Origin of the sequence: Streptomyces sp. NRRL S-920, assembly GCF_000717945.1 — a bacterium.
In the GTDB taxonomy this organism is placed as follows: Bacteria; Actinomycetota; Actinomycetes; order Streptomycetales; family Streptomycetaceae; genus Streptomyces; species Streptomyces alboniger.
In genome coordinates this window covers 120,310-139,654 of the sequence record NZ_JODF01000001.1, presented here as the reverse complement: position 1 = coordinate 139,654, position 19,345 = coordinate 120,310, and the positions used below count along the sequence as shown (strand labels likewise).

Sequence of the window (19,345 nt, the reverse complement as noted above, 5' to 3'; positions counted from 1 at the left end):
GGACCGGCGGCGCCGGTCCCGGCCGGTGTGGACACCGGCCGTCCAGCCCCTCATTATGTGCGTGTGAACGCACGCATGCACCTACCACCTGCGCACCATGCGCACCCGCACACCCCGAGCGAGGAGCAATTCGCCCTCGCCGCCGAGCTTTTGGCACTTCTGGCCGACCGCACCCGCCTCGTCCTGGTCCGCCGCCTGAGCGAGGGCGAGGCCGACGTGACCACGTTGACCGAGGCGTGCGGCGCCGCACGTCCCGCCGTCAGCCAGCATCTCGCGCGGTTGCGCCTCGCCGGGCTAGTGGACACGCGCAAGGAAGGCCGCCGCGTCGTCTACTCGCTCCGCGACGGCCATCTGCGACGGGTCATCGACGAGGCGTTGAACCTCGCGCATCACCGTCTCAGCGCCTGAGCCACTCCTCCCGGCCACTCCAGCGCCACATTGACGCCAACGAGCGCCAATGGGAGCCAAGTTGGCTCGTACTGGCGTCACTTCTGTGCCATGCTGGCGTCACGGTATTTCCTGCACCGGAGGACACCATGCGGCACGAACTGTCGGAAGAACCCGTACGCCTGCCCATCGAGCGCCCCTCGGGCTGCCCCTTCGACCCGCCCGTCGAGTACGCGTCACTGCGCGAGAAGCGGCCGTTGGCCCGGCTGCGCTTCCCCGACGGGCATGTGGGGTGGCTCGCCACCAGTCACTCCGTGGTGCGCGCGATCCTGAGCGACTCCCGCTTCAGCTCGCGCTACGAACTCATGCACCTCCCCTACGACTCCGGGATCGAGGGGACGTTGGGGCCCGCTCCGGTGGGTGACCTCACCGGGCTCGACGCCCCCGAGCACACCCGCTACCGGCGGCTGCTCACGGGCAAGTTCACCGTGCGCCGGATGCGGCTGCTCACCGAACGCGTCGAGCAGGTCACCGCCGACCACCTCGACGCCATGGAGCGTCGGGGGCCGACGCTCGATTTGGTGCAGGCGTACGCGCAGCCCATCCCCGCGCTGATCATCTGCGAACTCCTCGGAGTGCCCTACGCCGACCAGGACTTCTTCCGGCAGCAGACCGAGGTGCTCATCACGCAGGGCACCAGCGAGGAGGAGAAGGGCGCCGCCCTGGCGGCGTTCCAGGAGTATCTGCACAAGCTGGTCCTCACCAAGCGGGCCGCCCCTACCGACGACCTTCTCAGCGACCTCACCAGCAGCGACCTCACCGACGAGGAACTCGCGGGGATCGGCGCCTTCCTGTTGGGCGCGGGCCTCGACACCACCGCCAACATGATCGCGTACGGCACCTTCGCCCTGGTGAGCAACCCGGACCAACTCGCGGCCCTGCGAGGCGATCCGGGTCTCGCCGACACGGCCGTGGAGGAGCTGATGCGCTATCTGACCGTCGCCCAGATGGGGGCGCGGACCGCGCTGGAGGACGCCGAGGTTGCGGGCCAACTGATCAGGGCGGGCGAGACGGTCGTCGTATCCATGGAGGCGGCCAACCGCGACCCGGAGCGGTTCCCCGACCCCGACGCCCTCGACGTGCGCCGCAACGCCACCGGCCACGTCGGGTTCGGCCACGGCATCCACCAGTGCCTCGGCCAGCAGCTGGCCCGCATCGAAATGCGGGTCGCGATCCCCGCGCTGTTCACCCGGTTCCCGACGCTGCGGCTCGCCGTCGCCCCCGATGACGTGCCGCTGCGGACCGGCATGAACATCTTCGGGGTGCACGAACTGCCGGTCGCCTGGGACAAGAAGTAGGGCCGGCGCCCGGTGCCTCGACGCCCGTATCAGCTGTCGGCTGTCGCCACCTTCAGCCCGAAGCCGATCAGCACGACGCCCGTCACCCGGTCGAGGGCGCGGCGTACCGCGGGCCTGTCGAAGAAGGCACGGGCCTTGGCCAGGACCATGACATAACCGCCCAACCAGACCAGGGTGAGGGCCGCGTGCAGCAGGACCAGCAGGGCCATGCCCAGGTGTGAGGGCAGGGAATGGGGCGTCAGAGTGGGTAGCAGGCCGGTGTAGAAGACGGCGATCTTGGGGTTGAGGACGTTGCTGACGAGGCCGGTCCGCCACGGGCTGCCGCCGTCCGCCGCCGCGCCGGGGACGGCGGCGGACGGTGGCGCACCCTTGCGGCTGCGCACCAGGGCCTGGATCCCGAGGAAGACGAGATAGGCGGCGCCGAGCAGCTTGACGGCCGTGTAGGCGACGGCCGAAGCGGCCAGCACGGCGGCGAGTCCGGCCACCGTGAGTACGCCCCAGACGAGCAGCCCTGCGGTGATGCCGCCAACCGTGCGCAGCCCGTCACGCCAACCGGAGCTGACGGCCCGTCTGGTGACCACGGCCATATCCGGCCCTGGCACCACCGTGAGCAGCCCGAGGACACCGGCTGCCGCGATGATCTCCGTGAACATACGGGCAGTCTCGCATCCGGCCTTTTCCTGTCCGCGGGGTGGGTTTGGAGTGACGCGGGTGGGGCGAACCGGCGCCGAGCCAACGCCGACCCGCGCCGCAGCAAGGCCCCGTCAGGCGAGCGTGCGGACCACCTCGCGTACCCGGCCCGCGACGGACTCCGGCAGTGGCGCGTAGTGCAGGCGGGACAGCGGCTCCTGGCCCGCCTCGCTCGCGGTGTAGTTCAGGAACGACTTCAGTGCGGGCAGGGTCGCCCGGTGGTTTCCCTTGTCGCAGACGATCTCGTAGGTGACCTGGACGATCGGGTACGCGCCCGGCGCCGAGGAACCGTAGCGGAACCTCAGCGTCATGTCCTTGCCCTTGCCCGCTACGCGGGCCGCCGCCGCGATACCGGCCGACGCCGTCGTGGGCGTGGGCCTGACGGGGGCGGGCGCTCCCGTGTCGATGCTGACGGTCTTGATGTGCCGGGCCCGCGCCAGGGACAGTTCGAAGTAGCCGATCGCGCCGAAGCCGGAAGTGACCTCCGCCGCGACTCCGCTCGACCCGCTCGCGGACGCGCCGCCCCTGCCCTGCCAGGCCTTGCCCACCGGGTGCCGCCAGGCGTCGGGGGCCGCGCCCGCGAGATACGCCTGGAAGTTCTGCGTAGTGCCCGAGTCGTCGGAGCGATGGACGGGGCGGATCGGCATGGAGGGCAGTTCGGCACCGGGATTGAGCCGTTGGATGCGCGCGTCGTCCCAGCTGGTGATCCGCCGGTCGAAGATCTTGGCGAGCGTCGGGGCGTCGAGGACCAGGCTGTCGACGCCCGGCAGGTCGTATCCGATCGCGACGGGCCCGCCGACCATGGGCAGGTCGATCGCGCGGCCGCCCCGGCAGACGTCCTTGGACAGGGCGACCTCGTCCGGCTTCAACGCGCTGTCGGAGCCGCCGAACGCGGTGGCTCCCCGCAGGAACTGGGCGCTGCCGGCCCCGGAGCCGATGGGGTTGTAGGCGATCCGCACGCCGGGGCAGGCGCGTTGGTACTCCTTGATCCAGAACTTCATCGCGCTCTGCTGGGCGCTGGACCCCGTCCCTGGCACCTTTCCCGTCCTCGCGCAGTCGATCCCCGCGACGGCTGCGGGAGCGGCGGACGCGCGGTCGTCCCCCTCCCCCTCCCCGGGGCCGGCGAACCCGCACCCCGCCAGGGCCAGTGACAGCACGGCCGCCAGTGGGCCCGCGGCGGCCGTGCCGCTGCCTCGGTAGGTACGTCCTGGACGTGGGCGTCGCAACGTTGTCCCCTCGGGATACCGCGGTTCGGGATACCGCGAACGGATTTCAGATGAATCCCAGATGCTCGTCGATCGCGGGTGACGGCAGATGACGACCGGGCGAACAGTGGGCGTCGCACTGCCGTACGGGCCATGGCAGCCGCCGCCACCTCGCACCTGTCACCTGCCACCTGGCGAACGGCACGTGGCGCGCGGCACGTGGGCCGATGATTCCCGGCCACCCGGCCGCCGCGGGCCGCCCCAGGCCCCTCCGCACCGACTCCAACACGCCACACTTGTCCCGCCGTTGGCTCGTACCCGCTCGTACCAGCTCGTGCCCCTCGTCCCCCTCCGCTGGAAGGACCGCCCATGACAGAACCCGCTCCCGAGCGCCGCAGAGTGCTCGCCTATCTGCTCGCCGCCCCGACCCTCGCCGTCGGCGTCCGCTTCGGCGCCGACGCGGTCCAGGGGCAGGAGGCCGCGGCGGCCGTACCGTCCCCGCCGCAGCCCGAGAACCTCTTCGACCTCGGCGATCTCCAGAACCTGGTGGCGGCGCCCACGTCCGGGCTGATCACCGTCCAGGTGCATACCGACGGCACCGCCTCCTTCGCCGTGCCCCGCGCGGAGGTGGGCCAGGGCATGACCACCGCGATCGCCATGATGATCGCCGAGGAGATGGACCTGCCGCTGAACAAGGTGCGGGTCGCGCTCGCCGACGCGCGGCCCGAGTTGCTGATGAACCAGTTCACCGGCGGCTCGAACTCGATGCGCAGCATGTATCTGCCGGTCCGCACCGCCGCCGCCGTCGCCCGGCAGCGGCTCGTGTCGACGGCGGCCGAGGAGTGGGGCGTGGCGGCCTCCCGGCTGACGGTCGAGGACGGCGTGATCCGGTGCGGGGCCCGCAGCGCCACGTACGGCTCACTGGCCGAGAAGGCCGCGAGCGCGAAGGTCCGCGCGGCCACCGCGCGGCTCAAGCCCCGCGAGGCCTTCACGGTGCTCGGCACGCCCCGCAACCGTATCGACGCCCTGGAGATCGTCACCGGCCGCAAGAAGTTCGGCATGGACCACGACGTCCCGGACGCCAAGCCCACCATGGTGCGCAGGCCGCCGACGATCAACGGCACGGTCAAGGCGGTGCACAACGCCGACGCGGTCCTGCGGATGCCGGGCATCACCGATGTCGCGGTGATCGAGCACGGGGTGGCCGTGCGGGGTGCGACCTTCGGCCAGTGCATCGACGCGCTGCGCGCCCTGGAGGTGACCTGGGGGCGCGGCACGGTGGACACGGAATCGGACGACACCGTCCTGCGCAAGATCAAGGCGGCCGCCCTGCCCATGGTCGTACCACCGCTGTTCACCAAGAAGGTCGACGCCGAGTTCACCTTCGCGTTCGCCAGCAACAGCCCGCTGGAGCCGGACAACGCGATTGCCGACGTGCGGGCCGACCGCGCCGAGATCTGGTCGAGCCTCAAGGTCCCGATCGTGGCCCAGCAGGACATCGCCGCCCGGCTGGGGCTGCCCCAAAAGGCGGTCACCGTGCATGTGGTGGAGGGCGGCGGGTCCTTCGGCCGGCATCTCTTCCACGACGTGGCGGCCGAGGCGGCGGAGATCTCCCAGAAGATGGGCAAGCCGGTCAAGCTGTCGTGGTCCCGCACGGACAACTTCCGCCAGGGCCGTACGCATCCGATGTGCGTCTCGCGCGTACGGGCGACGTACGCCCTCGGCAACGTCCTCAGTTACGAGCAGCGGCACACCGGCTCGCAGACCGACTTCGGCCACGGTCTCGGCGAGATGATCACGTCGGCCGCGGCGAAGCTGCCCGTCGCGGGCAATCTGACGTTCGCCGAGACGATCTTCCAGCTGACGCAGTCCACGCCGTACCACTTCGGCGCCACGACCCAGTTGCTGAACGAGGTGCCGCTGAAGTTCAACACGGGCAGCATGCGCAACATCTACTCCCCGAACGTGGCGTGCGCGCGGGAGCTGGTCGTCGATCAGCTCGCCGCGAGGATGGGCAGGGACCCGGTGGAGTTCCGCCGCGCGTTCCTCAAGGACAAGCGGCTGCGGGCCGTCCTGGACCGGGCGGCCGAGGAGGGCGGCTGGGGCAGGCCGCTGCCCGCCGGGTTGGCGCAGGGCGTCGGCGTACACGCGGAGTACCGGGGCGCGGTCGCCGCGCTCGTCGAGATCGACTGTCGCCCCGAGACCGTCAACCGGAAGATCCGGGACGCGGTGACGGGACCGCGCGTCACCAAGGCGCTGATGGTCGTCGACGCGGGGTTCGCCATCAACCCCCGCGGCCTGGAGGCTCAGATGATGGGCGGCTTCAACGACGCGCTCGCGATGGCCCTCACATCCAGCCTGCACATCAAGGACGGCCTGCCGCTGGAGGGCAGCTGGGACAACTACTTCTATACGAGGCAGTGGAACACGCCGCTCGAACTGCGCGTGGTGATCATGCCGAGCGACAGCGAGAAGCCCGCTGGTGCGGGCGAGTTGGGGGTCGCTCCCGCGTTCGCCGCCATCGCCTGCGCGTACGCGCGCGCGACCGGGACGCTGCCGACGAGCTTCCCCATCAACCACGGCACGCTCGGCTTCGACCCGCTCCCCCGCGAGCCCTCCACCCCCCAGTCCCCCACCGACGGTCTCGACCGCGCCTTCTGAGGAGCCTGATTCCCGCCATGGCGAGCCACACCTTCACACTGAACGGCGAGCGGATCACCGTCGAGGCCGAGGACGACGTACGTCTCCTGTGGGTCCTGCGTGATCTCCTCGGCGTGACCGGACCCAAGTACGGCTGCGGCATCGGCGTCTGCCAGGCCTGTACGTCGCACATCAACGGCAAGGCCTTCAACCCCTGCTCGGTCCCCGTCTCCAAGATCGCCCCCAATGACGAGATCACCACGATCGAGGGGCTGCCCGCCACCGTCGGCAAGGAGCTGCACCCGATGCAGGAGGCCTGGCTGGAGCTGGACGTCGCCCAGTGCGGCTACTGCCAGCCGGGGCAGATCATGACCGCCGTCGCCAAGGTGCGTCGGGCCGCCGCCGAGGGACGTGAGATCGAGGAGCGCGATCTGGACGAGATCCGCAACATCTGCCGCTGCGGCACGTACACCCGCATCCGGGAGGCGATCAAGGCGGGCGCGAAGAACATGTGAGCCGGCCGGGCGAGAGCTGTTTGCATGGCCATGCATTCTGATGCATACTCTTGCCATGTCCAAGGTCCTCACCTCCCTCCCCACCGGCGAGCGCGTCGGTATCGCCTTCTCCGGCGGTCTCGACACCTCCGTCGCCGTCGCCTGGATGCGCGACAAGGGCGCCGTCCCGTGCACCTACACCGCCGACATCGGGCAGTACGACGAGCCCGATATCGCGTCCGTGCCCGGCCGAGCCTCCGCGTACGGCGCCGAGATCACCCGACTCGTCGACTGCCGTGCCGCGCTGGTCGAGGAAGGCCTTGCGGCGCTCGCCTGCGGCGCGTTCCACATCAAGTCGGGCGGTCGTCCGTACTTCAACACCACGCCGCTGGGGCGGGCCGTGACCGGCACGCTCCTCGTGCGGGCCATGCTCGAGGACGGCGTACAGATCTGGGGCGACGGCTCCACGTTCAAGGGCAACGACATCGAGCGGTTCTACCGCTACGGCCTGCTCGCCAACCCGCACCTGCGGATCTACAAGCCCTGGCTGGACGCGGACTTCGTGAGCGAGCTGGGCGGCCGCAAGGAGATGTCCGAGTGGCTGGTCGCGCACGGGCTGCCCTACCGCGACTCCACGGAGAAGGCGTACTCCACGGACGCCAACATCTGGGGCGCCACGCACGAGGCGAAGACGCTGGAGCACCTCGACACCGGCCTGGAGACCGTCGACCCGATCATGGGCGTGCGGTTCTGGGACCCGTCGGTGGAGATCGGCACCGAGGACGTCACGATCGGCTTCGACCAGGGCCGTCCCGTGACGGTCAACGGCAAGGAGTTCCCCTCCCCGGTCGACCTCGTCATGGAGGCCAACGCGATCGGCGGCCGGCACGGCCTCGGCATGTCCGACCAGATCGAGAACCGCGTCATCGAGGCCAAGAGCCGCGGCATCTACGAGGCGCCGGGCATGGCGCTGCTGCACATCGCCTACGAGCGCCTGGTCAACGCCATCCACAACGAGGACACCGTGGCCGCGTACCACAACGAGGGCAGGCGGCTCGGGCGGCTGCTCTACGAGGGCCGCTGGCTCGACCCGCAGGCGCTGATGGTGCGCGAGTCGCTCCAGCGCTGGGTGGGCGCGGCGATCACCGGCGAGGTGACGCTGCGGCTGCGGCGCGGCGAGGACTACTCGATCCTCGACACGCGGGGCCCGGCGCTCAGCTACCACCCGGACAAGCTCTCCATGGAGCGGACCGAGGACTCGGCGTTCGGCCCGGTGGACCGGATCGGCCAGCTCACCATGCGCAACCTCGACATCGCGGACTCGCGCTCCCGTCTTGAGCAGTACGTCGAGCTGGGCCTGGTCGGCACCGTCCACCCGACGCCGATCGGCGCCGCGCAGGCGGCCTCGACGGGTCTGATCGGCGCCATGGACGCGGGCGGCGCCCAGGCGATCGCCTCGCGCGGCGAGACGACGGACGAGGAGTCGATGCTGGACCGCGCCGCGATGGAGTCCGGCACGGACTGAGTACACCCCCATGCGAGCGGGCCCGGCGGATTCGTTCCGCCGGGCCCGCTCGCGTGCGTCACGGGCGCCCCAGGTGTCACGGGCCCCACGGGCACGACCGTGGGGGCGTGTCCGGATGTGACAGGGAATCGTCATTGCCGCCATCGGGCGGGGGCCGGGAGGATGGCCGCATGCCCCCTTCGCACCGCGTCGTCATCGCGGTCTTCCCCGATGTCGATCTCCTCGACGTGACCGGCCCTGCCGAGGTCTTCGCGCTGGCCAACCGCGAGACCGGGGGCCGTGCCGGGTACGAGGTCCGCCTCGCCGGGCCGGTCGTCGGCCCGGTGCGCACCTCGGCGGGCGTGCGGCTGCTCACCGACGTGTCCTTCGAAGAGGTCGGCGGGCGGGTGGACACCCTGCTGGTGCCCGGTGCGGTCGACATGACCGACGACGGCCCCCGCGCCCGTATCGACGGCGAGGTCGTCCAGTGGTTGCGGGAGACCGCCCCGGGCGCCCGGCGAGTGGCGTCGGTGTGTGTCGGCGCCCATCTGCTGGCCGCGGCCGGACTCCTCGACGGCAGGACGGCGACGACCCACTGGTCGACCGCCGCACAGCTCGCCGCCGACCACCCCGCCGTCACGGTCGACCCGGACCCGATCTTCGTACGCACCGACCGCGGCCGGTTGTGGACGGGTGCCGGGATCAGCGCCTGCCTGGATCTCGCGCTGGCGCTGGTGGCCGAGGACCAGGGGGAGGACATCGCGCTGGCGGTCGCCCGGCAGCTGGTGATGTTCCTGAAGCGGCAGGGCGGGCAGAGCCAGTTCTCCGTGCCGCTCAGCCGCCCCGCGTCCGACCGCCGCGACATCGACGAGCTGCGGCTGTGGATCGCCGGGCACCTCGGCGACGACCTGTCCGCGGCGGCGCTTGCGGCCCGGATGTGCCTCAGCGAGCGGCATTTCGCCCGCGTGTTCAAACAGGAGACGGGCACCAGCGCCGCCGACTACGTCGAAGCGGCCCGGGTGGAGGCGGCCCGGCGGCTCCTGGAGAGCACCGACCGTTCCCTGGAGCAGGTCGCCGCGGCCGCCGGACTCGGTTCGGTGGAGACCCTGCACCGCGCCTTCCGGCGCCAACTCGCCATCACCCCGGCCGCCTACCGCCGCCGGTTCCGTGTCAGCACCGGCTGACCATCACTGTTCCCATCGAAAGGCACCCCACGACCATGACCACCCACCACGCGTCCACGACCCTGCGCGACGTGATCGGCCTGGACAACCAGGCGCCCCGGCTGAGCGAGTCCGCCCTGATCATGATCGACTTTCAGAACACCTACCGGACCGGAGTCATGACCCTGGACGGTGCCGAGACGGCACTCGCGGCGGCCGCACGCCTGCTGGGGCGCGCACGCGCCGCGGGCGTCCCGGTCGTCCACATCATCAACGACGGTGGCGAGAACACCCCTTATGACATCCGCGCCCACATCGGCTCCCTGTGTGACGAGGTCGCCCCGGTGGAGGGCGAGCCGGTCGTGGTGAAGCAGTTCCCCAACTCCTTCCACGCCACCGAGCTGGAGAAGACGCTCGGCGACCTGGGCGTCGCCGCGGGCAGCGGCAAGGATCTGGTGCTGGCCGGCTTCATGACGCACATGTGCGTCAACTACACCGCGCAGGGGGCCTTCAACCTCGGCTACCGGCCCACCGTCGTCGCCGAGGCGACCGCCACCCGCGCTCTCACCGCCCCGGACGGCACGGTCCTGTCCGCCGCCGCCCTCCAGACGGCCGCCCTGACGACCGTCACCGACCTGTTCGGCACCGTCGTGCCGACCGTCGACGCCCTGCCCGCCTGAGAGCCCGCGCCGGTTCCCCGGGGCCCCGGGGACCGTCGCGGCCGGCGGCCCTCACAAGGGCCCGGGGCCGAGGAGTTGCCCGCCGTCGACGACGAGGGTCTCGCCGGTGATCCAGCGCGCGCCGTCCCCGGCGAGGAACGCCACGGCCTCCGCCAGGTCCTCGGGCTCCCCGATGCGGCCGAGCGGGGTGGCCGCGGCGACCCGTGCCTCGTTCTCCTGCCACAGCGCCTCGGCCAGTCTGGTCCGTACGACACCGGGGGCGATGGCGTTGACGCGGACCTTCGGGCCGAGTTCCAGGGCGAGTTGCTTGGTGAGATGGATGAGCGCGGCCTTCGAGACGTGGTAGATGCCGACGTCCTGGGCGACCATGAGGCCGCCGATCGAGGCGGTGTTGACGACCGAGCCGCCGTGCTCCCCCATCCACGCCTTGACCGCGAGCGACGTCCACAGGATCGGCGCCCACAGGTTGACGTCCATCGTCTTGGCGAACCGGGCGTGGTCCTGGTCGATGACGGGGCCGAACGCGGGGTTCGTACCGGCGTTGTTGACGAGGATGTCGAGCCGGCCGTACGTGTCGATGGTGAGGTCGACGCAGGCGCGCGCCGCCTCCTCGTCGGTGGCGTGGGCGCCGCATCCGATGACGTCGTCGCCCAGTTGGGCCGCCGCCTCCTTGGCGCGCTCGTCGCTGCGTGAGGTGATGACAACGCGTGCGCCGCGCTCGCGCAGGGCCGCGGCGGCCGCGAGACCGATGCCGCGCGAGGCGCCCGTCACGAGGGCGACCCTGCCGGCGAGCGGGCCGCTCACCGCGCGCTCCGCTCGTTCTCGCGGCGGCGCAGTTCCCGCTGGGCGATGGTGCGCTTGTGCACCTCGTCGGGGCCGTCCGCGAGACGCAGGGTGCGCAGCTGGGCGTACATGCGCGCGAGCGGGAAGTCGTCGGAGACCCCGGCGCCGCCGTGGACCTGGATCGCCCTGTCGACGACCTTCAGCGCCACCTCGGGCGCGGCGACCTTGATGGCGGCGATCTCCGTGCGGGCCTGTTTGTTGCCGACGGTGTCCATGAGGTGGGCGGCCTTGAGGGTCAGGAGCCTCGCCATGTCGATCTCGATGCGGGCCTCGGCGATCCAATCCTGGATGTTGGCCCGGTCGGACAGCGGCGCGCCGAACGTCGTCCGGGACCGGGCGCGGTCGATCATCAGATCGAGGGCGCGCTCGGCCATCCCGATCGAGCGCATGCAGTGGTGGATGCGGCCGGGGCCGAGGCGGGCCTGGCTGATCATGAAGCCGTCGCCCTCGCCCGCGAGCAGGGCGGTGCTGGGGACGCGTACGTCCTCGAAGAGCACCTCCGCGTGGCCCTCGCGGTCCTGGTAGCCGAAGACGGGCAGGCCGCGCAGGACCGTGACGCCGGGGGTGTCGAGCGGGACGACCATCATGCTCTGCTGCCGGTGGCTCGGCCCGTCCGGGTCGGTCTTGCCCATCACGATGAGCACCCGGCAGTTCCTGTGCAGGGCGTTGGACGTCCACCACTTGCGGCCGTTGAGGACGTAGTCGTCGCCGTCGCGCACCATCCGCATCTCGATGTTGCGGGCGTCGGAGCTGGCGACGGCGGGTTCGGTCATCGCGAACGCGGAGGCGATCTCACCCGCGAGCAGCGGCTTCAGCCACTTCTCCTTGTGCTCCTCGGTGCCGAAGAGGGTGAGGACTTCCATGTTGCCGGTGTCCGGCGCGTTGCAGTTGGTGGCCTCGGGGGCGAGGTGCGCGCTGCGGCCCATGATCTCGGCGAGCGTCGCGTACTCCAGGTTGGTCAGGCCGGGGCCCCACCGCGGGTGCGGGTGGAAGAGGTTCCACAGGCCCCGCTTCCTCGCCTCGGCCTTCAGTTCTTCGAGCACGGGCGGATGGAAGTGCGGATCGCCGGACTCCGTCATCTGTGCCTCGTACACCGCCTCGGCGGGATAGACGTGCTCGTCCATGAAGGCGAGCAGCTTCTTCCCGTACTCCTTGGCCCTGTCGCTGACGTCGAACACGAGTCCTCCCACGGTTGTGGTCCCTGCCGGCCCGGCCACCGTATTTGAATCCGGATTCAGGTTCAATGCCAAGCTCAATAAGATGAACGCGCCTACCGCCGAGGGGAGTCAGCGGCTGCTGATAGCATCCGCTGCCAGGTTACGTACAGGTTCGAACGACAGTGAATGGATCGCAGTGGCTGCCCAGGCCCCGGCCGCAGACGGCGGCCAGAAGCAACCGATCACGCCACGCAGCGCGCGCGGTGTCAGGACCCGCAACGCGCTGATCGCCGCCGCCCGCGAGGTCTTCGAACGTGACGGGTATCTGGACGCCCGGATCACGGACATCTCCAAGGCCGCGCAGGTCGCCTCCGGGTCGTTCTACACGTACTTCAACAGCAAGGAAGAGATCTTCCAGGCGCTCGTCGAGCAGGTGCAGGAGGAGATGCTCCACCCGCATCTGCGCGAGCGCACCGGCATCACCGACACCCGCCGGCTCATCGACGCGTCGAACCGCGAGTACTTGCGCGCGTACAAGAAGAACGCGCGCCTGATGGCACTGTTCGAGCAAGTCGCCCAGATCGACGAGAAGTTCATGGCCCTGCGCATCGAGCGCGGCAACGCGTTCGCACGGCGCAACGCCAAGCTGATCCGCACACTCCAGGAGAACGGCGAGGCCGACGCGAGCCTCGATCCCCTGGTGACCGCGCACGCCCTGTCCGTGATGGTCAGCCGCATGGCCTACATGGTGTTCGTACTCGGACAGCGCATCCCGTACGAGCGACTCGTCAGGACACTCAACACAATCTGGGAGAACACCCTCCAGCTCACGGACCCCGGCCCCGGGACGGGCACCGGCACCGACTCCGGCACCGGCTAGCAGTCGCGCGCGTTCTCCAGCATGTGGTCCCTGACCAGCGCGACGTGCGGGTTGTCCGAGGAGCCGGGGCGCTGTACGAGGTAGCCCGTGTTGATCGGCGGGTCCTCCGGGTCGTTCAGCAGGACCAGGGCCCCCGAGGCCAGCTCGTCGAGGCACAGATAGCGGGGCAGCACGCTGAATCCGGCGCCGCCCACCACCGCCGCCTTGACCGCGCGCAGGTCGGGCATGGTGACGGCGGGCTCGCACACGAGGCGCTTGCCGAAGACGTGACGCCAGTAGCGACGGACGATCGGCATGTCATCGGCGTACGCCACCAGGGGCACGCCGCGCAGCGCCGCGGGCCCCTGCGCGGTGATCCGCTCCGGCCCGCCGATGCGCTCCGCCCAGCCGCCCGCCGCGACCAGCACGAACTCCTCGTCCGCGAGGGGCACGGAGGCCAGCGCCCGGCCGCGGGGCCGCACCGTGGCGACCACCAGGTCGTGGCGGCCCGCGCGCAGGCCGTCCAGGAGGTCCTCGGTGAGGCCCGTCGTGATCCGCAGCCGCACCCCCTTCTCCACGAGGGGCGCGAGGCCGGGCAACACGCAATGGGAGAGGAACTCCGCCGGCCCTGCCAGATGGACCGGTTCCGCCGAGCCGTCACCGCCGTGGCCCGCGACCTCGGCGAGGGCGTCCAGGGGCTCGACGATGCGGGACGCCAGTTCGTCCGCGAACGGCGCCGGGGCGGCGCCGCGCGGCAGCCGCTCGAACAGCTCCCGGTCGAGCTGGCGCTCCAGGGAGCGGATCTGCGCGGTGACCGTGGGCTGCGAGAGGCCGAGGAGGCGGGCGGCCGCGGTGAAGGAGCCCGAGCGGTAGACGGCGAGGAAGGTGCGCAGCTGGTTGAGATCCAGCGAGCCGGTGCCGGTGCCCGAGCCGGTGGGGGTGCCGGTACTGGTGGCGGTGCCCGTACCGGTTTCCGAGCCGGTACCGGTACCAGTGCCGGTCTGCGGGGCTGGCGCCTCTCTGTTTCCCATACGGGTGAGCCTACGGTTCCGCATCGGCGGGGGCCCGTGCTGGGCCCCCGTCGGGCAGGGCCTACGGCACCAGCGGGGCGACCTCGTCCGTGACGAAGCGGATGAAGCCCTCCGGGTCCGGCTCGTCGGCGGTGGGCTGGAGGACGACCGTGGCCGCTCCCGCCTCGGCGAGGCGGCGGACGGCCTTCGCCGCGTCCTCGGCGCCGCCCGCCACGCCGAGGCCCGGCGTTCCCTCCCGCCCGTCGCGCCCGAGTTCGGCGCGCAGCCGGGCCTGCGCGTCCGGGCCGGGCGCCGCGTGGAGGTAGACCACCACCGGGTGGGCCGTGTCCGTGCGTCCGGCGGCCCGCCTTCCCTCGTCGATGAGCCGGCACGCCTCCCGTACGCCTTCCGGTGTGGTGCTCGCGTCCAGGATCGTGCCGTCGGCGGCCTCTCCGGTCAGCCGCACCGACCGGGGGCCGCGCGCACCGGCGTAGACGGCGGGCGCCGACGCGGGCGGCCAGTCGAGCGCGACGCCGTCCAGCCGGACGTACCGCCCCTCGGTGGTCACGCGCTCCCCGGCCAGCAACGCCCGCATGGCGTCGAGGTGTTCGCGCAGGAGGGTCAGCGGCGACTCGGCCCGCGCGCCCACCTGCCCCATCCAGTCCTGCACGCCGTGCCCGACACCGAGCGTGACGCGGCCGGGGAACAGCCGGTGCAGTGTGGCCGCCTCCATCGTGGCGAGCACAACGTTGCGCAGCGGCACGGGCAGCAGGCCGACCCCCACGCGCAGCCGCTCCGACCAGGCCAGTGCCGCGGCCGCGGAGGCGATGCCGCTCTCCAAGAAGCAGTCCTCCCAGAGCCACAGCTCCGCGAGGCCCGCGTCGTCGGCCGCACGCACCGTGGCGCGCAGTCGCTCGGGAGGAAGCTGGGGCCGGAACACCACGCCGAGAGCAGTCATGCCGCTTCCCTACCCCGCTTCCTCCCGAGCGATCACCCGCTTCCTGCCGACCGATCAACAGTGCGCGCGTCGGCGGGTGTTCAGGATCCGCACGTCCTCGCCCCCACGTGCAGCGCGACCGCCGTGTTGGCGCCGAGCGTGGCCGTGAACTGCCCGGCGGAGTCGACCGTGACGCGCCTGCCGGACTGGACGTCGCAGTAGGATCCCGCGGGCAGCGCGGTCTGGAAGGTGCGCTTCAGCGAGGAGCCCTCGTGGTTGATGGCGACGTACGCCTTGTCGCCGCGGCCGAAGGCGATCTGGTTGCCGCCGTTGTCCCACCAGCGGGTGACCTCCTCACCGCGCGCGGTGTTGCGGAAGGCGACCATCCCCGAGATCTCGCGCCACGCGTGCTGACACTTCCAGCCGTCGGAGTAACACGCCTTCACCGAGCCGCCGTTGGGCGGGCCCGCGTCACGTTCGGAGAACTCGTACCCGGAGTGGACGTCGGGCGCCCCGTACGGCCAGGCGAGCATGAAGACGTTGGCCAGGGTGTAGTTGGCGCCGTCCTTGTAGCTGAGGGTGTCGCCGCCGCGTTCGGTGTCGTGGTTGTCGACGAAGACGGCTGACTTCCCGGAGGTCATGTACCCCCAGCCCTCACCGTAGTTCTTCAGATAGGCGAGCTTCTCGTTGGTGAAGACACGCTTGAGGTCACGGGCGTACCGGAACTCCTGGACGTCTCCGTTGCCGAGGTACTCGCTGGGCGAGACCGCCTCACCGGCGCCGTAGATGGCCTCCTGCTTCCAGTACACGCCCGGATCGCTCAGCCGTGACTTGATGTCGGCCAGGTCCTCCGCCGGCATGTGCTTGGCCGCGTCGATCCGGAAACCGTCGACGCCGAGCGAGAGGAGGTCGTTGAGGTAGGCGGCGATCCGACCGCGCACATAGCCCTCCCCCGTGTCCAGGTCGGCGAGGCCGACGAGTTCGCAGTTCTGTACGTTCCCGCGGTCGCCGTAGTTGGTGATCACGGAACGGCAGTCGTCCATGTCGGCACCCGAGTAGGTGCCGGGGTAGTCGTACTTCGTGTAGGACGAGCCACCGGTGCCGGTCCCCGAGCCGGCCGCCATGTGGTTGATCACGGCGTCCGCGACCACCTTGACGCCCGCGCCGTGACAGGTGGCGACCATGTTCTTGAAGGCCGCCCGATCCCCGAGGCGACCGGCGATCTTGTAGCTGACGGGCTGGTACGAGGTCCACCACTGGCCGCCCTGGATGTGCTCCTGGGGCGGCGAGACCTGCACGAACCCATAACCGGCCGGGCCGAGTTGGTTCTTGCACGCCTTGGCGACCGAGTCGAAGCGCCACTCGAAGAGGACGGCGGTGACGTCCTTGCCGCCGGGCGGTGACGCCTCCGCCCGAGGCGCCGGCGCGACGAGACTCCCGAGGACGCCGGCCGCCAGGGCGAGCGTCGCGGCGACTGGTCTGCGGGCTATGTGCGTTGAGCCGTTCACGGGGCCTCCAGTGGGGGTGGGGGGACGCGGACGCCGGGGCGCGGGAGCCCCCGGACGGCGATCCGCGCGCGGCGGACCTCTCCATGCGCGGCGAATCGCTTGCAGAATCTTGCAGGTTGAATCTGCAAGAACTTGCGATCGGGACCGTAAGCGTCTTCAAACGCCCGGTCAACCCTTCGCGCAGGCCTTAGCTCGCGTGGATCCCCGCCCTCACCGCTTGGCCCGTGCGCGGTGACGGCGTACCGCGTCGCGGTTGGCGCACGGGTGGGAGCAGTAGCGCTGCCGTCCGGTACGGGAGGTGTCCGCGAAGATCGTGGTGCACTCGGTGACCTCGCACCGCCGCAATCGATGCATGCCGCGCCCGACGAGGTGCAGGGCGGTGCCGACCGATATCAGGGAGAACAGCAGGGAGCCCAGGGGCAGTTGATCGTCGCGGTAGTGCAGATGCCAGCCGTCGCCCGCGTGGTCGGTCAGCCGGGGGTGGGCGGCGGAGGCGGCCAGCATGGCGTTGACCGCCTCGGCGCGCTCCTCCTCGTCGGTGGCGTCGACGACCTTCTCCCAGGCGTCGAGGGCGCCTTCGAGGACGTCCATGTCTCGTGGCGTCGCCGGGCGTTCCAGGGTCAGCCCGGCCGCCCGGCACCGATCCGTCAGTTCCTCCGCGCCGCTCGGACGCCGGTTGGCGAGGTCCGCCGCCAGGTTCACGGCGTCTGCGCCGTAAGGGTTGAGATGCATAAGGTCATTACATCAAGGTGATTTCATGAGAGACACCGTGGAACACCTCGCAACACCCCACCGCACCAGCGGTGTTGGCCTTGTCGTGCGGCAGGCCGTCGAGAGTGACATTCCGGAGCTGGTACGGCTGCGTGCGTTGCTGTTCGAGGATCTCGGGGGCGAGTACTTCAACCCCGCGTCCGGCGGTGACGACTGGCGCCACCGCCTCGCCCTGGTACTCAAGGAACGGCTGGCCGAGGACCGGCCGGCCGGGGCGTCCGCACGGATCTTCGTCGTGGACGGCGACGACGGCCTGGCCGCCTGCGGCATCGGCACGGTCGACCAGTGGTTTCCCGGCCCGCACAACCCCAGCGGCCGGGTCGGCCACGTGATCGGCGTGGTCACCGACCCGGCGTACCGGCGGCGCGGCCACAGTCGCGCGATCATGCGGGCGCTGCTCGGCTGGTTCCGCGAGCGGGAGGCCTCCCGCGTGGACCTGTACGCATCACCGGAGGGCGAACCGCTCTACCGCGCGCTGGGCTTCGTCGACCACCCGGACCCCGCGCTCTACTGGCGCCCCTGAAAGGCGGCGCCGCGAGCCGACCGCACCCCGAGAAGCTAGCATCGCGGGATTGTTCTCGGGGAGGAGTCGAAGGTGACCGAAGAGCCAACAGGGACCCACGGGTCGCAGGGGCCCCGCGGGTCGAAGGCGACCGAGGATCTGCTCGCCGCGATGGTCGCGGACCTCAAGGAGCTGGTGGTGTGCGAGTCCTTCTCCTCGGACCTGGCGGCCGTGGCACGCAGCGCGGACGTCGTGGCAGCGCAGGGGGCCCGCCTTCTCGGCGCCGAGCCCGAGCGTCTGGTCGTCGACGGCGTGACGCATCTGCGGTGGACGTTCGGTACGCCCCGGGTGCTTCTCCTCGGGCACCACGACACGGTGTGGCCGACGGGGTCCCTGGCGACGCATCCGTGGTCGGTCAGCGACGGCATCGCGCGCGGCCCGGGGATCTTCGACATGAAGGCCGGTCTCGTGCAGATGTTCCACGCCTTGGCCCTGCTCCCCTCCCTCGAGGGTGTGTGCGTCCTGGTGACCGGGGACGAGGAGGTCGGCTCGGACACCTCGCTGCCACTCATCGAGGAGACGGCGCGGCAGTGCGCGGCGACCTTCGTTCTGGAGGCCTCGGCGGACGGGGGCGCGCTGAAGACGGCACGTAAGGGCACTTCTGCCTACGAGTTGGTGGTGCACGGCGCGGCGGCGCACTCCGGCCTCGAGCCGGAGAAGGGTGTCAACGCGGCTGTCGAGGCCGCGCATCTCATCCTCGCTCTGGAGGGAGTGGCCGACGAGGTCAACGCGGGCGCGCCGCACGACTGGCGTACGACGGTGGTCCCCACGGTGGTGGGCGCGGGTTCGGCGACCAATACGGTGCCCGCCGAGGCCACGGTCAGCGTCGACGTACGGGTCCCGACCCGCAGGGCGCAGGAGCGGGTGGACGCCTGCATGCGGGCGCTGAAGGTGACCGTGCCGGGAGCGCGCCTGGAGGTGCGCGGCGGCCCCCACAGGCCGCCCCTGGAGGAGACCTCGTCCGCCGAGCTGTTCGCGCGAGCCCGCGCGATCGCCCGGCGGCAGGGCTGGGGAACGCTGCTCTCGGCGGCGGTCGGCGGGGCGTCCGACGGGAACTTCACCGGCGGGCTCGGCTGTCCGACGCTGGACGGTCTGGGGGCCGTCGGCGGCGGCGCGCACGCCGACCACGAGCATGTGGTCGTCGCCGAGATGGTCCCCCGGGCACGGCTCCTCGCCGCCCTCGTCGAGGACGTCCTCCGGTGAGCGACCTCGCCGTCCGCGAGCCGCACAAGCTGCGTGAACCGGCGGCCGCCAACGCGTTGTTCGAGGAGACCTGGGGCTCCGCGCCGGGCGTGTCCCCGATGGGGGCCGAGCAGAGGCGGACGCTCTCGCGGGCGTCGTCGGCCCCGCCGCCCGTCCATGTGCCGGCCGATGCCGTGACCGCACTGTCGGTACACGAGCGGCTGTCGGTACGCGATGGTCTGCCAGTCGTCGGCAGCGTCGACTCCCCCACGCTGCTCACGTCACGGCTTCCCCAACCGGACTTCGTACGTCGTCACACGCCGCCCGGCACAGCGGAAGCCGATGTGCGTCGGGCCGGAAAACCATGTGCGGATCGCGATTCCGCTTGACACGCT

General features: G+C 71.1%; 18 protein-coding genes and 1 pseudogene. 11 read left to right on the top strand and 8 right to left on the bottom strand.

From position 1 onward, the window contains the following. Window positions 1-75 precede the first annotated feature (75 nt). Window positions 76-408 carry an ArsR/SmtB family transcription factor gene (locus IG54_RS0100600; protein WP_030775682.1) on the top strand — a complete coding sequence of 111 codons (333 nt, stop codon included), beginning with the start codon at window positions 76-78 and terminating at the stop codon, window positions 406-408. A gap of 128 nt (window positions 409-536) precedes the next feature. Further along, a complete protein-coding gene (locus IG54_RS0100595; RefSeq protein ID WP_030775679.1) occupies window positions 537-1,745 on the top strand; it encodes a cytochrome P450 in 1,209 nt (402 codons plus the stop codon). A 29-nt stretch (window positions 1,746-1,774) separates the two neighbouring features. Here IG54_RS0100595 and IG54_RS0100590 read toward each other — a convergent pair whose 3' ends face one another. After that, window positions 1,775-2,398: a LysE family translocator gene (locus IG54_RS0100590; RefSeq protein ID WP_030775676.1), complete on the bottom strand. Its 624-nt coding sequence runs from the start codon at window positions 2,396-2,398 to the stop codon at window positions 1,775-1,777. A gap of 111 nt (window positions 2,399-2,509) precedes the next feature. Next, window positions 2,510-3,661: a phosphate ABC transporter substrate-binding protein PstS gene (gene pstS / locus IG54_RS0100585; RefSeq protein WP_051819167.1), complete on the bottom strand. Its 1,152-nt coding sequence runs from the start codon at window positions 3,659-3,661 to the stop codon at window positions 2,510-2,512. A gap of 348 nt (window positions 3,662-4,009) precedes the next feature. Here pstS and IG54_RS0100580 point away from each other — a divergent pair, with 348 nt between their 5' ends. From IG54_RS0100580 to IG54_RS0100560, 5 genes are all read left to right on the top strand, one after another. After that, window positions 4,010-6,301, top strand: a complete 2,292-nt coding sequence (locus tag IG54_RS0100580; protein WP_051819166.1) for a molybdopterin cofactor-binding domain-containing protein — start codon at window positions 4,010-4,012, stop codon at window positions 6,299-6,301. A gap of 17 nt (window positions 6,302-6,318) precedes the next feature. After that, the gene (locus IG54_RS0100575) at window positions 6,319-6,795 is read left to right on the top strand and encodes a (2Fe-2S)-binding protein (protein ID WP_030775666.1); all 477 of its coding nucleotides are present in this window, start codon (window positions 6,319-6,321) and stop codon (window positions 6,793-6,795) included. A 55-nt stretch (window positions 6,796-6,850) separates the two neighbouring features. Then, entirely contained in the window at window positions 6,851-8,299 is a 1,449-nt protein-coding gene (argG, locus tag IG54_RS0100570) for an argininosuccinate synthase (protein WP_030775664.1), read from the top strand. 170 nt (window positions 8,300-8,469) lie between these two features. Next, a complete protein-coding gene (locus IG54_RS0100565) occupies window positions 8,470-9,462 on the top strand; it encodes a GlxA family transcriptional regulator (protein ID WP_030775660.1) in 993 nt (330 codons plus the stop codon). Window positions 9,463-9,497: 35 nt separating this feature from the next. Further along, window positions 9,498-10,121 (top strand): isochorismatase family protein, encoded by a 624-nt coding sequence (locus IG54_RS0100560; RefSeq protein WP_030775657.1) that lies wholly within the window; start codon window positions 9,498-9,500, stop codon window positions 10,119-10,121. A 51-nt stretch (window positions 10,122-10,172) separates the two neighbouring features. On the opposite strand, the gene IG54_RS0100555 is transcribed toward IG54_RS0100560, so the two are convergent. Together IG54_RS0100555 and IG54_RS0100550 are read right to left on the bottom strand one after the other, a co-directional pair. Next, the gene (locus IG54_RS0100555; protein ID WP_030775654.1) at window positions 10,173-10,925 is read right to left on the bottom strand and encodes an SDR family oxidoreductase; all 753 of its coding nucleotides are present in this window, start codon (window positions 10,923-10,925) and stop codon (window positions 10,173-10,175) included. Beyond that, window positions 10,922-12,154 carry an acyl-CoA dehydrogenase family protein gene (locus tag IG54_RS0100550; RefSeq protein ID WP_267883622.1) on the bottom strand — a complete coding sequence of 411 codons (1,233 nt, stop codon included), beginning with the start codon at window positions 12,152-12,154 and terminating at the stop codon, window positions 10,922-10,924. Before IG54_RS0100550 ends, IG54_RS0100555 begins: the two co-directional genes overlap by 4 nt. A 163-nt stretch (window positions 12,155-12,317) precedes the next feature. Here IG54_RS0100550 and IG54_RS0100545 point away from each other — a divergent pair, with 163 nt between their 5' ends. Next, window positions 12,318-13,001: a TetR/AcrR family transcriptional regulator gene (locus IG54_RS0100545; protein ID WP_234335907.1), complete on the top strand. Its 684-nt coding sequence runs from the start codon at window positions 12,318-12,320 to the stop codon at window positions 12,999-13,001. Here the strand turns inward: IG54_RS0100545 and IG54_RS0100540 are convergent. The 4 genes and pseudogenes from IG54_RS0100540 to IG54_RS0100525 all read right to left on the bottom strand — a co-directional run bounded on the left by IG54_RS0100540 (window position 12,998) and on the right by IG54_RS0100525 (window position 17,167). After that, the gene (locus IG54_RS0100540; RefSeq protein ID WP_078593556.1) at window positions 12,998-14,011 is read right to left on the bottom strand and encodes a LysR family transcriptional regulator; all 1,014 of its coding nucleotides are present in this window, start codon (window positions 14,009-14,011) and stop codon (window positions 12,998-13,000) included. The two genes, IG54_RS0100545 and IG54_RS0100540, sit on opposite strands and share 4 nt — an antisense overlap. 61 nt (window positions 14,012-14,072) lie before the next feature. Next, window positions 14,073-14,948 (bottom strand): LLM class flavin-dependent oxidoreductase, encoded by an 876-nt coding sequence (locus IG54_RS0100535; RefSeq protein ID WP_030775639.1) that lies wholly within the window; start codon window positions 14,946-14,948, stop codon window positions 14,073-14,075. A gap of 89 nt (window positions 14,949-15,037) precedes the next feature. Continuing rightward, window positions 15,038-16,417, bottom strand: a pseudogene (locus tag IG54_RS0100530) (alpha-amylase); the annotation flags it as partial. Window positions 16,418-16,645: 228 nt separating this feature from the next. Further along, window positions 16,646-17,167 (bottom strand): CGNR zinc finger domain-containing protein, encoded by a 522-nt coding sequence (locus IG54_RS0100525; RefSeq protein WP_030775634.1) that lies wholly within the window; start codon window positions 17,165-17,167, stop codon window positions 16,646-16,648. A 25-nt stretch (window positions 17,168-17,192) separates the two neighbouring features. Between IG54_RS0100525 and IG54_RS0100520 the strand changes: the two genes are divergently transcribed. The 3 genes from IG54_RS0100520 (at window position 17,193) to IG54_RS41760 (ending at window position 19,339) form a co-directional block, all read left to right on the top strand. Next, window positions 17,193-17,729: a GNAT family N-acetyltransferase gene (locus IG54_RS0100520; RefSeq protein WP_063756168.1), complete on the top strand. Its 537-nt coding sequence runs from the start codon at window positions 17,193-17,195 to the stop codon at window positions 17,727-17,729. Between the two features lie 150 nt (window positions 17,730-17,879). After that, window positions 17,880-18,971, top strand: coding sequence for a M20 family metallopeptidase (locus tag IG54_RS0100515; protein ID WP_030775628.1), 1,092 nt, complete (start codon window positions 17,880-17,882; stop codon window positions 18,969-18,971). Continuing rightward, the gene (locus IG54_RS41760; protein WP_158708763.1) at window positions 18,968-19,339 is read left to right on the top strand and encodes a hypothetical protein; all 372 of its coding nucleotides are present in this window, start codon (window positions 18,968-18,970) and stop codon (window positions 19,337-19,339) included. The genes IG54_RS0100515 and IG54_RS41760 overlap by 4 nt, the downstream gene beginning before the upstream one ends. Window positions 19,340-19,345 lie beyond the last annotated feature (6 nt).

Coding starts and splice junctions, on each gene's coding strand:
- IG54_RS0100600 (WP_030775682.1), top strand. CDS start 76: ATGCACCTACCACCTGCGCACCATGCGCACCCGCACACCCCGAGCGAG.
- IG54_RS0100595 (WP_030775679.1), top strand. CDS start 537: ATGCGGCACGAACTGTCGGAAGAACCCGTACGCCTGCCCATCGAGCGC.
- IG54_RS0100590 (WP_030775676.1), bottom strand. CDS start 2,398: ATGTTCACGGAGATCATCGCGGCAGCCGGTGTCCTCGGGCTGCTCACG.
- IG54_RS0100580 (WP_051819166.1), top strand. CDS start 4,010: ATGACAGAACCCGCTCCCGAGCGCCGCAGAGTGCTCGCCTATCTGCTC.
- IG54_RS0100575 (WP_030775666.1), top strand. CDS start 6,319: ATGGCGAGCCACACCTTCACACTGAACGGCGAGCGGATCACCGTCGAG.
- argG (WP_030775664.1), top strand. CDS start 6,851: ATGTCCAAGGTCCTCACCTCCCTCCCCACCGGCGAGCGCGTCGGTATC.
- IG54_RS0100565 (WP_030775660.1), top strand. CDS start 8,470: ATGCCCCCTTCGCACCGCGTCGTCATCGCGGTCTTCCCCGATGTCGAT.
- IG54_RS0100560 (WP_030775657.1), top strand. CDS start 9,498: ATGACCACCCACCACGCGTCCACGACCCTGCGCGACGTGATCGGCCTG.
- IG54_RS0100540 (WP_078593556.1), bottom strand. CDS start 14,011: ATGGGAAACAGAGAGGCGCCAGCCCCGCAGACCGGCACTGGTACCGGT.
- IG54_RS0100535 (WP_030775639.1), bottom strand. CDS start 14,948: ATGACTGCTCTCGGCGTGGTGTTCCGGCCCCAGCTTCCTCCCGAGCGA.
- IG54_RS0100525 (WP_030775634.1), bottom strand. CDS start 17,167: ATGCATCTCAACCCTTACGGCGCAGACGCCGTGAACCTGGCGGCGGAC.
- IG54_RS0100520 (WP_063756168.1), top strand. CDS start 17,193: ATGAGAGACACCGTGGAACACCTCGCAACACCCCACCGCACCAGCGGT.
- IG54_RS0100515 (WP_030775628.1), top strand. CDS start 17,880: ATGGTCGCGGACCTCAAGGAGCTGGTGGTGTGCGAGTCCTTCTCCTCG.